The sequence below is a fragment of the Parapedobacter luteus genome, from assembly GCF_900168055.1.
Taxonomy (GTDB): Bacteria; Bacteroidota; Bacteroidia; order Sphingobacteriales; family Sphingobacteriaceae; genus Parapedobacter; species Parapedobacter luteus.
Genome location: NZ_FUYS01000004.1, coordinates 194737 through 208182, shown reverse-complemented (window position 1 = coordinate 208182; position 13446 = coordinate 194737). Strand labels below are relative to the sequence as shown.

General features: G+C 51.2%; 8 protein-coding genes. 6 read left to right on the top strand and 2 right to left on the bottom strand.

Features of this window, described 5'->3' with window-relative positions; translation table 11 throughout:
- Nucleotides 1-151 precede the first annotated feature (151 nt).
- Nucleotides 152-3190: a ThuA domain-containing protein gene (locus B5X72_RS09955; RefSeq protein WP_079716726.1), complete on the top strand. Its 3039-nt coding sequence runs from the start codon at nucleotides 152-154 to the stop codon at nucleotides 3188-3190.
- A 25-nt stretch (nucleotides 3191-3215) separates the two neighbouring features.
- Nucleotides 3216-4361 carry an acyltransferase family protein gene (locus B5X72_RS09950; RefSeq protein ID WP_079716725.1) on the top strand — a complete coding sequence of 382 codons (1146 nt, stop codon included), beginning with the start codon at nucleotides 3216-3218 and terminating at the stop codon, nucleotides 4359-4361.
- On the opposite strand, the gene B5X72_RS09945 is transcribed toward B5X72_RS09950, so the two are convergent.
- Nucleotides 4358-6991, bottom strand: a complete 2634-nt coding sequence (locus B5X72_RS09945) for a PQQ-binding-like beta-propeller repeat protein (protein ID WP_079716724.1) — start codon at nucleotides 6989-6991, stop codon at nucleotides 4358-4360. The genes B5X72_RS09950 and B5X72_RS09945 overlap by 4 nt on opposite strands.
- Before the next feature lie 182 nt (nucleotides 6992-7173).
- Here B5X72_RS09945 and B5X72_RS09940 point away from each other — a divergent pair, with 182 nt between their 5' ends.
- Both B5X72_RS09940 and priA read left to right on the top strand, forming a co-directional pair.
- Nucleotides 7174-7563, top strand: a complete 390-nt coding sequence (locus tag B5X72_RS09940; RefSeq protein WP_079716723.1) for a DUF423 domain-containing protein — start codon at nucleotides 7174-7176, stop codon at nucleotides 7561-7563.
- Between the two features lie 22 nt (nucleotides 7564-7585).
- The gene (gene priA, locus B5X72_RS09935) at nucleotides 7586-10069 is read left to right on the top strand and encodes a replication restart helicase PriA (RefSeq protein ID WP_079716722.1); all 2484 of its coding nucleotides are present in this window, start codon (nucleotides 7586-7588) and stop codon (nucleotides 10067-10069) included.
- Here the strand turns inward: priA and B5X72_RS09930 are convergent.
- Nucleotides 10063-10797: a hypothetical protein gene (locus B5X72_RS09930; protein WP_079716721.1), complete on the bottom strand. Its 735-nt coding sequence runs from the start codon at nucleotides 10795-10797 to the stop codon at nucleotides 10063-10065. The genes priA and B5X72_RS09930 overlap by 7 nt on opposite strands.
- A 138-nt stretch (nucleotides 10798-10935) precedes the next feature.
- Here B5X72_RS09930 and B5X72_RS09925 point away from each other — a divergent pair, with 138 nt between their 5' ends.
- Together B5X72_RS09925 and B5X72_RS09920 are read left to right on the top strand one after the other, a co-directional pair.
- On the top strand, nucleotides 10936-11592 hold the full coding sequence (locus tag B5X72_RS09925) for a protein-L-isoaspartate(D-aspartate) O-methyltransferase (RefSeq protein ID WP_079716720.1): 657 nt from the start codon (nucleotides 10936-10938) through the stop codon (nucleotides 11590-11592).
- A 36-nt stretch (nucleotides 11593-11628) separates the two neighbouring features.
- Nucleotides 11629-13440, top strand: coding sequence for a MutS-related protein (locus B5X72_RS09920; RefSeq protein WP_079716719.1), 1812 nt, complete (start codon nucleotides 11629-11631; stop codon nucleotides 13438-13440).
- Nucleotides 13441-13446: the final 6 nt, after the last annotated feature.

The window sequence follows — 13446 nt, the reverse complement described above, 5'->3', positions numbered from 1 at the left end:
TCCAAATCTGTAAAGAATTGGGAATTTGGGCGGATGTACAGGGAATAACCGATTGTACCAGAAAACTTACCAAAGTATATTTTAATTTTATCACGGAATTATTATGAAAATTATCATTTTTGCAATCCAGATATAGATGATAAACCGTAGCATGAAAAGACTTTCTTTGTTGGCCTCCACTAAATCGTTTTTATTGATTTTACCCTTGGCCGCTCTTTTTGTTTTAAACGCTTGTAACAAACGTAGTGGCAAGCCGAGAATTTTGGTGTTCAGCAAAACCGCCGCGTTTTACCACGAATCCATACCGGCAGGTAATGAGGCCTTGATCAAGCTTGCTGCGGAAAACGGCTATGATATCGATACGACGACCAATGCCGAGTGGTTCAACGAAGACAGCTTGAAAAATTACTCGGCGGTCGTATTCCTAAATACATCGGGCGACGTGCTTAATCACTATCAAGAGGTGGCTTTTGAGCGGTATATCCAAGCCGGTGGTGGTTTTGTGGGCATCCACGCTGCATCGGATGCAGAATACGACTGGGGGTGGTACGGTCGGCTGGTCGGCGGGTATTTCCAAAACCACCCCAAGCCGCAGGAAGCAACCTTCCACGTGGTGGACACTCAGCATCCGGCTACGGAAGGATTACCTGCTACATTCACTTACCATGACGAATGGTATAATTTCAAGAAGCTCAACCCCGACGTGAAGGTATTGGTCAGCATTGAAGAAAAAAGCTATGAAGGTGGTGAAAACGGCGAAAACCATCCCATGGTATGGTATCATGACTATGATGGGGGGCGGTCTTTCTTCACGGCCTTTGGACATTCGGATGCTTCCTTCAGTGATTCCTTGCAATTAAAGATATTGTTGGGTGGAATCAACTATGCAATAGGTGATAACTTGAAGCTGAACTACTCCAAGGCGAAAACGCAGCCGGTACCGGAAAGGCAACGTTTTGTAAAAACACAGTTGCTCCAGGGCGAACTGTTCGAGCCTACGGAGATGGCCATACTGCCCAATTTTGATATTCTTGTCGCTCAACGGCGGGGAGAATTGATGCGATACAGCCAGGAAGCGAAAACGGTCAAGCAGGTGGGATACCTTAACGTATACCACCGTACCGAAGTGCCCAACGTGAATGCCGAGGAAGGGTTCATGGGATTGGCACTGGATCCTGATTTTGAGAAAAATAAGTACGTATATGCATTTTATAGTCCGGCTGATACGTCGGTAAACCGGCTATCGCGGTTTGTGTACGACAACGATACGTTGGACACCAGTTCGGAAAAGATTGTGCTGCAATTCTATTCGCAGCGCGATATTTGCTGCCACACCGGTGGATCCATTGCATTCGGCGGCGATGGATTGCTATACCTCTCCACAGGTGACAACTCAACGCCTTTTGACCAGCCGGATCCCTCTCGTTTCAAGAATCATGGTTTCGCACCTTTAGATGGCCGTCCGGGGTATGAGCAATACGATGCCCGCCGTTCATCAGGCAACACCAATGATTTGCGAGGCAAAATCCTGCGCATCAAAGTGTTGGCGGACGGAAGCTATGAAGTGCCTGATGGCAACCTTTTCGCTAAGGGCACAGCCAAGACGCGGCCTGAGATCTACGTGATGGGCAACCGGAATCCCTACCGCATTGCGGTAGACCAAAAAACGGGCTACCTCTATTGGGGCGAAGTAGGGCCTGATGCAAACAATGACAGCCTCGACACCCGGGGCCCCCGCGGATACGACGAAGTAAACCAAGCACGGCAGGCCGGGTTCTTTGGGTGGCCGCTGTTTGTGGGGGATAACTATGCTTATCGGCCGTTTGACTATGACACCGGCCGTTCGGGGGAGCCGTTTGATCCGGAAAAGCCGGAAAACAATTCGCCGAACAATACGGGGCTGCAGGTACTGCCGCCGGCGCAACCGGCATACATCTGGTATCCGTATGCTGCTTCGCCCGATTTCCCGCAAGTAGGCACCGGGGGACGCAATGCCATGGCCGGCCCAGTCTATTATACGGACATGTTTCCGAAGGCCACCCGGTATCCCGGTTATTATGATGGAAAATTGATTATCTACGATTGGATAAGGGGATGGATAAAAGCGGTAACGATGTTGCCCAATGGTGATTTCGATAAGATGGAACCCTTTATGGAAGGCGAGTCGTTTGCCAACCCGATTGACATGGAAGTGGGCAAGGACGGCCGATTATATATATTGGAATATGGCAGGGGTTGGTTTGCCAAGAACCCGGATGCGGGTATCGTCCGCATCGACTACATTGCCGGCAACCTGCCGCCGCAGGTCGGTGAAATCACCGTGGAGAAAAGCAATGGGAGTGTGCCTTTCACGGTAAGGGCGACCGTGGAGGCGAAAGACAACGAGAACGACAAGCTTACGTATACCTGGAAGATCGGCGACGCGACTCAACAGACGGCTGGTCCTGAATTGACCTACACGCTGGATAAGATGGGCGAATATTCCATCAGTGTCACGGTAGCGGACGGCAAGGGCCAGTCCGAGAGCAATCCGGTGACCGTTTATGCGGGCAACGACAACCCGGTGGTCGATATTATATTGACCAATACATCGGGGGTATACACGCCGGGAGAATCTATCGGGTACGAGGTGAAGGTGGATGATCGTGGCCGCACGATAGACACGGCTAACCTCGTAATCGCCGTCGATTATATCAAAGGGACCGATTTGGCCGGGGCTTCCATGGGCCATCAACAGGTATCGGAGATTGTACTGGGTAGAAGCTTGATGATGGCTTCGGATTGCCAGTCATGCCATAAAGTCAATGAACCGAGTGTAGGTCCTTCGTACGCCCTTGTGGCGTCCAAGTACAAAGGCCAGCGCGAGGCTACCAGTTACCTGGTTGAAAAAATCCTGCAAGGCAGCAGCGGTGTGTGGGGCGAAGTGGCTATGCCTGCACACCCCGATATGAAAGAATCCGAGGCTCGCCAGATTGTGCAGTGGGTCATGTCATTGGCGGATGACCAAACGGCTAAGCGGAAATCGCTTCCGGTCAAGGGCACCATCGTAGCCCGCCCGCCTGCTGGTGGTGATGACGAGCAAACGGTACTGCGGATTACCGCCCAATATACCAACAATCCAGGCATGGGCGTTCGGCCATTGTCGGGATCGAAAACCGTCAATTTGACCATGAAGCCCAAAACGGACTGATGGCATTGCAATTGACGGATGAGCAATGATCGGGTATTGGCGGCGTATTTCGGATGCCGATGGCAAACACCTGGCGGGTTTGGACCACCTCCGTGCGTTGGCTATTATCTTGGTGTTTCTCTGTCATTACCGTGCTTACGAGCGTCCGGGGTGGGTCGATGAAGTCGGCTTGTTTGGCTGGACCGGCGTTGACCTGTTTTTTGTGTTGAGTGGTTATTTGATTGGCAACCAGCTAATGCGCCAGCTCGATGCAGGCGCGATCCGCTTCGGCGAGTTTTACCTGAACCGCGCGTTGCGTATTTTTCCGGCGTATTTTCTCGTCGTATTCCTCTATTTTGCCTTTCCGTTCATCCGGGAGCGCGATGGCATCGCGCCGCTATGGCAATTCTTGACATTCACACAAAACTTTGACTTGGATTTTGGCAATGAGGGTACGTTTTCGCATGCTTGGTCGCTGGCGATAGAAGAGCAATTTTACCTGCTGTTGCCACTCACGCTGTGGTCACTTGCCGGATCACGGATTTGGCGTCATGGCCCCTGGATTTTTCTGGGTATTATGGTTTTTGGACTGTTGATTCGGGGGATCCTATGGCTCCAGGTCATGCAGCCTTTTTACGATGCCGCTATTACGGAGAATAGATTCGTGGCTTATAATAAATGGATCTATTACCCGACGTATAACCGGCTGGATAGCCTCGTGGTGGGCGTAGCCATAGCATCGATAATGAACTATCGTCCGCGTTGGTGTGCTTGGCAGGCCAGACGCGGTAACTTGTTGCTGATAGGCGGATTATTGTTGGTCGCGGTAGCATACTTCATTTTCCGGGGCGATCGGCTGACGTTTTGGCCGACTGTGGTTGGCTATCCCATATTGTCCGTTGCCTATGGGATGCTGGTCTTCGCTGCGCTTTCCCCATCCTGTATTTTGTACCGTGTCCGCTGGAGCGCGAGCGCTGTCATTGCGGCGTTGTCCTACGGCATCTACCTTTGCCACAAGTTTCTGAACCATCTGATGCAGCAGCCACTGGATGTCATTGGATTGGAGAAGGCCGGCAATACGCGTGTGTTGATCTGCGCGGTGGTCTCGGTATTAGGTGCTTTGTTGCTCAATTGTTTGGTTGAACATCCGTTTTTGCGTTGGCGTGCCCGCTTGAATAAGCGTGAATCCTAATCGAAGCGAGCGGCGTACAGTTTACGGTCGCCGGTGCTGTACAGCAAATAACGTCGGCCGTCCTTTCGCAATGGGCCGAAATAAAAATGGGAATGTCCTTCCAACGGAAAACCATCGACAATGGTTCCATCAGGGTTGAATACATAAATCAACCGGTTGCCTTCGGTCGCTATGCCGATCTGGTGTGCGCCATGGGCAAGCCTGAAAAACAGCGGTCGTGCCGCCAGGCGTTGCCCGAATTCGTAATGGTAGACCAAGCTCGTATCTTGATAAACGGATAGCTGCCCATGGTCTGTAAAAACCCAGTCTGGGATTGGGTTATCCGAGATGTTGACGAAGTCAACGGTATGCGTCGAAGTCCGTGGTCCGATGTGCTGCTCAGCATGCTGCCGCCCGAAAGTAAAGGTATGTACGGTGCCGGAGGTGTCTGTGGTAGCCACCCATGACCTATCCGGGTCGTCGGCCGGCAGGTACAGACCGATCGGATTCCGGGATATCGCACCGCGTCCACCGTCTTCGACGCTTATTGGCTGGCCGTTGCCGTTGAAGAAATACACCCGGCCGGCATCCGTGGCTGCGATGATGTAGTGTATATCGTTTACATGGGCGGTTTTTATATCAAATAGGATATCACCGGTAACCGTTTTATTGTCCCAGCCCCCTAAGCGCGATCCACGGCCATCATAGGCCAGTATGCGGTTTTTGGCGGGTATAAAAATGCGGACCTGCTGGTCATCTTCGTAAACGGTGGCACCGTGGGTCGCATCACGTGGAAGCACTAACGAGAATCCAGGCAGCGGATTGCCGTCGGTGTCTATCCGGTATAGCCTTTTTGCCGTGGTCAATACGATGGTGCTGTCTGTCAGTTGCCGGATCTTGCCCAATATTGGGCCCGGTAGTTGCGCATTCCACAGCTTCTGGCCATTGCTATTGATTGCATGGAGGATGTGACCGGCGTCCTGTGCCAGGATAAATTCGCTCGTATCGTTGTAATGGAACACCTCGGGATTAGTGATGAGGTTGCCGTTTAAGTCAAATGCCCATTCCTGTGCGGCGGCGGATGCCGCTTTGCGGGCGTATTTGGCATAGAAACTGGTGAATAAATTTCCGGCAGCGCCGGAGAGCTGGAACGACCATCCGTAAAACCGGTGGTAGCCAAAATTAGTGGTGTCGCGATAAGCCGCTGCAAATGGGGGATTCAGCCGCCTTGCAATGGTGTTCGCGGCGAGTTGATTGTTTACAAACCAGGTGACATTACTTTGGTTAGCCAGCAGGGATTCAAAATCAATATAGTCAAGGGTGGTGGCCAATGTTTTCCGTGCGGCATAATCCGCTGCAAATTGCCTGAGGGTAACGGGCTGGTTGGCGCAAACGAAATATTGGCCGACAAGCTGGAAATAAGGGCGGGCGAACGTTTTTAATGGATCCCCGAAACTATAATAGAGCAAATTGGAATGGTTGAGCCGGTACAGCCCTTCAGGGTAAGCGGTGCTGATCCGTCGAATGGTATTGGCAAAAGACAGGGAATCGCTGACTTTTATGATAGCGAGTTCTGCTTGATTGGCTAATTCGATCACCGCAAACTCGTTGCCCCATTCCGGTAGCAATTCGTCCTGCACAGACAGTGCCGATGCGCGTTGGATTAGCCGATGTTGTTCGAGCATCTGGTTGAGCTCTCCCCGGTCGGTAAGCAGCCGGGTGATGCCACTATGCAATGCCGTGAAGTCGCTGATGCCAAAGGTCAGATACGAAGCGGTATTGGCCGGAAATACGCTTGCCAAGGTCTGTTCAATAGGGCGTTGCTCGCGGTACAGCGATAAGTAAGCGGCGGTATCCCTATCGAGTGTACTATTGCCGCTGAACATCAGGGCATCACTTTTGAAATTCATATGTAACGCAGAATACCCAGACAGCCCATCCAAAAGCTGCTCGGTATGCTGAGGCGCGGTATGCATAGCACCGGTAGCCAAACCAAACAACTGGCCGTGGTTGATATACCAAGTCAGCGGTGCGTTTTTGTTGTCTATCCGCAAGAAATAGTCAATGGCCCCCGCAGCGAGCCGGGGAACATCTTGATTCAATGCATCGTTCAGCAGGGCTTCGCTGAAACTCGCCAACAATACATCTCCCGATTCTGCCACATAAAGCGCTGTACTATCGGGGAGTCGCAGCATGAAGGATTGCTGCGACAATGAATCCAGCCACCGTGGCTCATAGCGCCTGTCGATGCGGCGTACCGCGTCAAATAATACTTGTACAGGCAGGGATTCAGTAAGCGGGACCGCCATTAAATAGTTGAGTTGGTCTTCGCCGAGGTGGAAGGAGATCAGGATTTCCTGTCCGAGGGTATAAGGTGCAAGCTGTTCGTCGCGCAATAAGGTGTATTGGAGATCGCGGAGGCGCCGGCTATGATCATCGCCGAGTATCGCCCGAAATAGTTCAAAATCGGAGAAAACGCCGTCCACTGCCTCATCATTTTTGAAAGTCGCCATCATGACCGCATCTTCGGGGATGTGTAAAAAAGGCTTCCGCTTGGTTTGATCGCCCTTATTGAGGCTGGAAAAATAAAAAACAGAGGCGACCACCACGGCTATAAATGCAATCGATGTGACGATAATGGTATTCCTCATCTCCTGCAAACCTAACATAAAAAGTGCCGAAAGCGAAAATTTTTCGCAATTTTGTTGCTCTTGGAAACGTTGTTATATCGCTGCCGGACTTTATTAACTGTCTTGCAAATAACTCCAATTATGCCTATGTTTGGCAAATATTGCGATCAGATATTGGCCTTAATTAACTCATTGACGTACTGATGAATAAACGTATTATACTCACGGCTTCCTTTTTTGGTCTTGCTGCAGTCGTATTAGGCGCTTTCGGGGCGCACGGTTTGGAAGGGAAGATCAGTGAAGACGGTCTTGAGACCTGGGAGACGGCAGTGGAGTATCAATTTTATCATACCATCGCATTGCTGTTTTTGGCGACATTCTCACGGGCAAAAAATACATACATCCGGTTTTCCTTTGTTACCTTTACGCTGGGAATCCTCTTGTTTTCCGGCTCATTGTATCTGTTAAGTACGCGAGCAATTACAGCTGTTGGAAATCCGGCTATTCTTGGCCCGATCACGCCGTTGGGTGGGGTGTGTTTTATCCTGGGCTGGCTTGGCTTATTTGTGGCCACGATAAAGAACAAGGGATAACACGTTCCCGATTTTGTCTGATATGCTTGAATTTACGGAAGGCGATGTCAATATGCGTACCACATTGTTTGTCGATGTGGTATTGCCGTTAGCGATTTCCAAGACCTATACCTATCGGGTTCCCCATGAGTGGAATGCCAGGGTAGGGGTGGGCAAACGTGTCATCGTCCAATTCGGGAAGAACAAGGTCTATTCTGCCGTCGTCTACCGGGTGACCGATCAGGCCCCGGAACGGTATGAGGCGAAGTATATCCTTGATGTATTGGATGAGCGGCCCATTGTTGATCCGGTACAACTCCGATTGTGGGATTGGATAGCGTCCTACTACTTATGTACGTTGGGCGAGGTGATGCAGGCGGCTTTACCTGCGGCCCTGAAGCTGGCCAGTGAGACCAAGGTCATCGCGGCCCATCGCGAACCGGTGGATCGCAGCGAATTGTCGGATAAGGAATTTCTTATTCTGGACGCCTTGGATATCTCGCCTGAACTGAAAGTAAGCGATATCGTTAAACTCCTGGGCCAAAAAACCGTATTTCCCATCCTAAAGAAGCTGTTTGATAAAGGGTTGATTCTGATTTCGGAAGAAGTAATGCCGAAATATAAGCCCAAGGTCAAATTATTTGTTCACCTTCACGAGGACTACGCCGACGAGCTGGGCCTCCGGCTGTTGCTGGATTCGCTCAATAACGCGCCAAAACAACAGGACGCAGTATTGGCTTACATCCAGTTGCGCCGCCAGCAAGCCAAGGTAGCCAAGGCCGACTTGATGGAGGCCAGCGGCTGCAGTGCGGCGACCATCTCAGCGTTGGTAGAGAAAGGAATATTTGTGCAGGAGGAAAAAGCAGTCAGTAGGTTGGATGGCGAAGATGTCGAAATCGGCGGTGATTTTACGTTTAGTGCTGCGCAGTCGGATGCTTTTGAGCGTATCAAGGACCAGTTCAGTACCAAGGACGTCGTCTTACTGCACGGCGTCACCGCCTCGGGTAAGACGCAGGTGTATATCCGCTTAATGGAGGAGGTGGTCGCTCAAGGAAATTGCGTGCTGTACCTCTTGCCGGAAATTGCCCTGACGGCGCAGATTACCGAGCGGTTGCGGATGCATTTTGGCAACAAATTGGGCGTCTACCATTCCCGCTTCAGTGATAATGAGCGTGCCGAAGTGTGGCATAAAATACGCAACAACGAATATCAGGTTGTAGTAGGTGCGCGTTCGGCCGTCTTTCTGCCTTTTCAAGCATTGGGGCTCGTCATCGTCGACGAAGAACATGAAGTCTCTTACAAACAATTTGACCCATCGCCGCGCTACCATGCCCGGGATACGGCCATTTACCTGGGGCATATTCACGGCGCTAATGTGCTATTGGGCTCCGCGACACCGGCTATTGAGAGTTTTTACAATGCCCGGGCGGGCAAATATGGGCTGGTCGCACTCAAGGAACGCTTCGGGAATGCCAAGCTGCCGGAGATTATCACCGTTAACATCAGTGAAGAAAGCCGCAAGGGAAACATGTTTTCCTATTTCAGTACCACCCTATTGCAGGCCATGGAAGATGCGTTAGGCCGGCAGCAACAAATTATACTTTTCCAGAACAGGCGGGGGCACACCCCCCTTCTGCAGTGTAAGACCTGCGGCTATATTGCCAAGTGCATCCATTGTGATGTGAGCCTGACGTACCATAAAAGCAGCGGCAAATTGCACTGTCATTACTGCGGGTTCTCTGAAGACCCCATACAGGTATGTCCGGCTTGCGGTTCTACCCATATTGAGAGCAAGGGCTTTGGTACCGAGCGGGTGGAGGAAGAACTGCAGACCCTACTGCCCAATGCGCGGATAGGCCGCCTCGACTTGGATTCGACGCGCGGCAAACATGGGTTTGATCGGGTCCTGAACGCTTTTGACGAACACCGCTATGATATCTTGGTGGGTACGCAAATGGTCGCCAAAGGACTGGATTTTGGTAAAGTAAGCCTCATCGGCATTATCAATGCCGACGGACTGATCAACTATCCGGATTTCAGGGCCTACGAAAGAGCCTTTTCGTTGCTTGCGCAGGTGAGTGGCCGGGCCGGGCGGCGCAATGACAGCGGGAAGGTTATCATCCAATCGTACGCGCCTAATCACCGCATTATCCAACAGGTCATCCATAATGACTATGCGGAGATGTTCATGACGGAGGTGGCTGAGCGGAAAAACTACGCCTACCCGCCATTTTACCGGTTGTTTAAGATCGATGTCAAACATAAGGAGCAGCAGGCCGTGCATGATGCGGCACATCGGTTGGCCGCGGTTTTGCGCGAGGGGCTGGGGCCGCGTGTATATGGGCCCGAGGCACCGTTGGTGGCGCGGGTACGCAATTACTACATTTACAGCATCCTGCTTAAGGTGGAGCGCACAGGTACCAGCATGGTCAAGGTCAAAGAATTGGTTAAAGCAACCTTATTGCGATTCGAGGCAGACAAACTCAATAAAGGGATACGCGTACAAATTGATGTCGATCCCTACTGATTGATTAAGCCGAAGTTATACTGGAGGGTCACGGCGGCCACCGGCGAGAAAAAATACTCCCAGCGGTAGCGTTTGGTTTGCTCCGGATCGCCGGTAAACGAGTTGTCGGCATAGGTGTTGACCTTTTGGTACGAATACGCGATGTTGAAGTTTGCCTCGATACCGATAGCGACCCGCGGAACCACGTAGAGCTTGGTCCCGATGAAGGGCGAAAAGAGCACCGCATTTTTGTTGTCTTCGGCAAACACCACCGGATCCTGATCTTTGGTGTTGAACTTCTGGATCATAAAGCCCAAGTCGCCCCCGAAATACGGTTGAAAACGTGAGTAGTTGACGCTTTTTTCGGCTCCCACTTTGATAGCTGTATTGCGGAATTTGCCCGCTACTTCGGCACATCCATCGCATTCGTGATCAAACGTGATATCGTTGTTGAAATGAGTAGCTTGCAGGCGGTAAGCCACCTGGTTGTCGTTAATTTTGAAAAGGACACCATTAAACGACGAACGCAACGTGGGCGACTGCCCCGTTGGCTGGTTGAGCAATTGCGGGAACTGCTCGTAGGCGTACGTCCGCAGGGCTATGGTGTACCAGAAATCGGTATTAAAATTATATTGCTTTCTTTTGGGAATAATCGGATTGGGGTAGCTGACCGTATCAATTCGCGTTACTTGAGCAGCCAATTGATCGGCTGTAATACAAAGGATAGCAACTAAAAGAACATACCTCATGCGCAAAAAGTTTATACCGTGCGAAAATAGTAAATAAAATGATATATTAATGGAACGATAGCAGCTTCCCTGGATTAAGCCTGGGCAATACAGCCGATCGGCATTAATCTCGTTTAATATCCTTATTTTTGGGCCGTAATGGCATATAAATTTATTGACAACTATCGTGAACGCGGTGCCCGCAAGCAGTTGGTAGCACTGCTGAAGCGGCGGGGAATTGAAGACAAACAGGTTTTGGAAGCCATTGGCAAGGTGCCTCGGCACTATTTTTTTGATGAGACATTTTGGAACCAGGCGTATAAAGACATCGCCTTTCCCATCGGCGATGGCCAAACGATCTCACAGCCTTATACCGTGGCTTACCAAACAGAATTGCTTCACATCCAGCCCGGAGACAAGGTGCTTGAAATCGGCACCGGATCGGGGTACCAAACGTGTATCCTGCTGGAGCTTGGGGCAGATGTATATACCATTGAGCGGCAGGCCAACCTTTATAATCGAACCATTCAGGTGCTGCCATACATGGGGTATAAACCCCATTTTTTTCTGGGGGATGGGTCCAAAGGGATTCCGGACCATGCGCCTTACGATAAAATTTTGGTGACTGCCGGAGCACCGTTCGTGCCCGAGGTGATGCTTAAGCAACTCCGTATCGGTGGTGTCATGGTCATTCCGGTAGGGAGTGAAAAAGAGCAAAAGATGGTCACCATCCTTCGCGTTGGTGAGCAGGAGTACGAACGGATAGAGCTGGATACCTTCCGGTTTGTTCCTTTGGTAGGCGACCAGGCATGGTGAGCGTGAATACCCCGTCAGCATAATGAAAAAAACGACATGTCAGAAAACATTTACCAGCACTATCGTCAGCATATAGCCAATACCGAAGTTCAATTGACAGCGCTGCGCAGGGCGATAAACAACAATTCGCTGCTGCGCCTGGTGGCCATCATCTGCGGAGGGGCCGCACTGTTCATGGCCGTTCAATCCGAGCAACTGTGGCTTGTTCTGGCGCTTTTTTTTCTCGTTATTGTGCTGTTTATGGGCTTGGTGTGGCGGCAGAGTAAGCTGGAAGCACGCAAGGCTGCATTGGACGACTTTTTGGCTGTCAATCTAAACGAAATCGCCATTGCAGACGGCAACCCCAACCGGTATCCCCACGGCGAGCGTTTCATGGACCGCGACCACCCTTATACAGGCGACCTGGATGTATTCGGATCGTCGTCGTTATTCGCCAGGATCAACCGTTGCGCCACGGCGCAGGCCAACCGCTTGTTGGCCGGATGGTTGTCTTCGCCAGCCGGTGCGGCAACGATAGCCATGCGGCAACATGCCGTAAAGGAATTGGCCGGTGATACCGGCTGGAGCCAAAGGTTTCAGACCAAGTTGTGGTTTAACCTTCGGCATGGGATCGATTTTAAAACACAGTTTGAGCGCTTCTTAACTAATGAACAGGTCACATTGGGCAACTTCGTGCTGCGCCGCTATGTTAGCGCTGTTCCATGGTTGATGGCTCTGGCTGTCGGATTGGCCATTTTTGTACCTGCCTTTTCACGCATCGCAATTGTTCTTGCATTGGCACATTTTCTTATCGCGATTGGCCATGGAAGAACCATCAATCGTATTGCGGGGGAAGTCAACAAGGCCGGCCGGCTGCTCGGAGCTTTTGCCGCATCGTTTGAACTGATCGAAAGCCGAGCGTGGCAAAGCCAGTTGGGTGAGAAGCTGGCGTCATCACTCCATGCCAAAGGAAAGGACAAGCCAGTTTCCGCTGCTTTCCGCGAGCTTGGGCGATTGATTGACCGGCTGGATTACCGGTTGAATATGCTGGTAGGGGCCGTGCTCAACATGGTCGCCCTTTGGGATTTACGGCAGGCTTTTGCCATCCTCGAATGGCGCAAGCAATACGGTACGGATATGCTCAACGCATTTTATACCGTCGCCGAAATGGAAGGGTTGGTAAGCTTGGCGACCTTGAGCCGCAACCATCCGCAATGGGCTTTCCCGCAGGTATGTGAAGCGCCAAAGCCCACCGTGCAAGCCACCGCACTGGCGCATCCCCTGATTCCCGGCCATGCCGCCGTAACGAATGACTACCGGCAGGAAAATCATCGCGTGGCCCTTATCACGGGCTCGAATATGGCCGGGAAAAGTACGTTTCTGCGCACCGTGGGGATAAATGCCGTATTGGCATTTTGCGGGGCACCCGTCTGCGCCCGGGAGATGCGACTATCGACGTTCCATTTAGTCACCTACATGCGTATCGCCGATTCACTGAACGAGAGTACCTCTACGTTCAAGGCCGAGCTCAACCGGATAAAGCTGGTGTTGCAGACTGTAAAAAACCAAGCCGATACGTTTTTCCTCGTCGACGAAATGTTGCGTGGTACCAATTCCATGGATAAATACCTGGGGTCAAAAGCGATTATCAAGCAATTGATTGCAGATGGAGGCGTGGGCATGGTGGCCACGCACGATTTGCAGCTCGCCAAACTGGCCGATGACTATCCCGGTGTGCTCGCCAACTACCATTTCGATATCCAGGTAAAAGGAGACGAGATGCTTTTTGACTATAAGCTGAAATCCGGCGAGTGTACGATTTTCAATGCATCCCTGTTATTAAAAGGGATAGGGATAAATATTAATTAGTTAACT

Bases quoted from the DNA above. Each gene is read 5' to 3' on its own strand.
- B5X72_RS09945 (WP_079716724.1), bottom strand. From the start codon at position 6,991: ATGAGGAATACCATTATCGTCACATCGATTGCATTTATAGCCGTGGTG.
- B5X72_RS09920 (WP_079716719.1), top strand. From the start codon at position 11,629: ATGTCAGAAAACATTTACCAGCACTATCGTCAGCATATAGCCAATACC.
- B5X72_RS09925 (WP_079716720.1), top strand. From the start codon at position 10,936: ATGGCATATAAATTTATTGACAACTATCGTGAACGCGGTGCCCGCAAG.
- B5X72_RS09950 (WP_079716725.1), top strand. From the start codon at position 3,216: ATGATCGGGTATTGGCGGCGTATTTCGGATGCCGATGGCAAACACCTG.
- B5X72_RS09955 (WP_079716726.1), top strand. From the start codon at position 152: ATGAAAAGACTTTCTTTGTTGGCCTCCACTAAATCGTTTTTATTGATT.
- B5X72_RS09930 (WP_079716721.1), bottom strand. From the start codon at position 10,797: ATGAGGTATGTTCTTTTAGTTGCTATCCTTTGTATTACAGCCGATCAA.
- priA (WP_079716722.1), top strand. From the start codon at position 7,586: ATGCTTGAATTTACGGAAGGCGATGTCAATATGCGTACCACATTGTTT.
- B5X72_RS09940 (WP_079716723.1), top strand. From the start codon at position 7,174: ATGAATAAACGTATTATACTCACGGCTTCCTTTTTTGGTCTTGCTGCA.